The organism is Hymenobacter agri, from assembly GCF_054778495.1.
Genome location: NZ_BAAGZM010000790.1, coordinates 1 through 1,605, shown reverse-complemented (window position 1 = coordinate 1,605; position 1,605 = coordinate 1). Strand labels below are relative to the sequence as shown.

At 58.8% G+C, this 1,605-nt stretch carries 1 protein-coding gene; it reads right to left on the bottom strand.

Annotated features, from left to right (window positions below; all coding sequences use genetic code 11):
• Positions 1–1,043 precede the first annotated feature (1,043 nt).
• Positions 1,044–1,605, bottom strand: a 562-nt coding sequence (locus tag ACYVDE_RS22155; RefSeq protein ID WP_460503709.1) for an AAA family ATPase, incomplete at its 5' end; no start/stop codon positions are given.

Genomic DNA, 1,605 nt, shown 5'->3' with positions numbered 1-1,605 from the left:
CAGCCGGCGCGTGCCGTGCAGCAGCACCTGGGCCAGCAGCGCCTGCGGCTTGGCAAACGGCGTGCTTTCGCTGGCTTGCAGCACGGCCGGCTCGGGCAGCCGGTTCCAGGCGTAGCAGAGGAAGTAGTAGAGGGTGGGGAGGGGAATCACAAAGTAGCGGCAGGATTATGCGCGCAGGCTAGTGGTGGGCTGCAACTGGCTTATTACTGGGTCAGCAAAGTAGCTTTGTTGGTTAGCATGTCCATTTGCTTGAACGAATATTTTGCAGTTCCGGTGGTCCGCTCAAACCGAATGTGGTTCAGTTCCAACTTCCGGCAGCACCGGGGTTGACCTGGAATCCATTAAGCGGCGGCTGGCATACCATGCAAAACAGACTACAACCGCTAAGCTTACTTGTTTCTCGTTAATTTCCTTGGTTTCCAATAATATGCTGCCCGGCACCAGGTACAGCAGGAAGATTCCCATTATTGCATTTGTGAGCCGCTGCCGTCGTTCGTCGGCGCGCCCAGCAAGTGCCATCCATCCCCACGCAGCCCCGTGCAAGGTGGGGAACAACCACGTTAGGACCATCAAGTACATAGTGCGGCTAGGAAATTCGGGTGCCGTAGAAACGGCTCCGAGTTGCACCAACAGCGTGCCTGCCACCAACAATAAAGCAGATTCAACTCGGAACTGAGTGGACTTCCGAGCTAATTGCCAGCCATAATAGGTAGTAATAGGTAGTCAGCAATACTCCCGGTAAACTATAGGCGAATAGGGCCATAACGAAAGCATAATTAACGCCCTGCAGATTGAATTGCAGTACGTTGATGCTGCTCAATGTCTGAAATGCCGCCGGGTTAAGAACAAAAAACGTAGCCGCTGCGGCAAAGAAAAAATAGGCTGCTAGTCGCGGGACTAAGGGGAGGAATCGGTGCATGAAGGCTGCAAAACAGGCCGCTGTACCTATTCGCGCCTGGGTCTTGTTATGAATTCCAAATTTATTACCCCTTCTGCTAAACCATTGGTTTGAGCAGCTAGCGACATTGCCTTAAATTGCAGCCCTACGCCAGCAGCTTGCGCAGCTGCGCGGCGGCCGTGGCAGGCTGCTCGCGCCAGTAGTCGGCCAGCAGCGGGCCGATTTCCTGCTCGAACACCAGCCGCAGCCACGTGGGCGCTTCAGCCGGGTTGGCGGGCGGCTGGCAGAAGTAGCTGTGGCCGATTTCAAAATCGGGCCCGAGCTCGGGGTCGTCGGCAATGGTGTGGTTGAGGGCGGCCATGCGGGTGCAAAGCTGCTCGATAACGGCCGCCGGTACCTGCCGCGCCGCTAAAAACTGCCGCAGCGGCGGCCCAAACTGCGGCCCCAGCGCCACGAAGGCGAAGCGGCGGCGCAGCGCGTAGTCGAGCGGGCTGAGCGAACGGTCGGCCAGGTTGAGGGTGCCGATGACGTACAGGTTGTCGGGCACGAAGAAGCGCGGGGCCTCGGCCGGGGCGTAGGGCAGGCGCAGGGCGTGAGTCGGGCCGCGCTTATCGGCTTCGAGCAGCAGCAGCAGTTCGCCGAAAATGCGCGGCACGTTGCCCCGGTTCACCTCGTCGATGAGCAGGAAGTAGGGGCGGCCTGGGTCG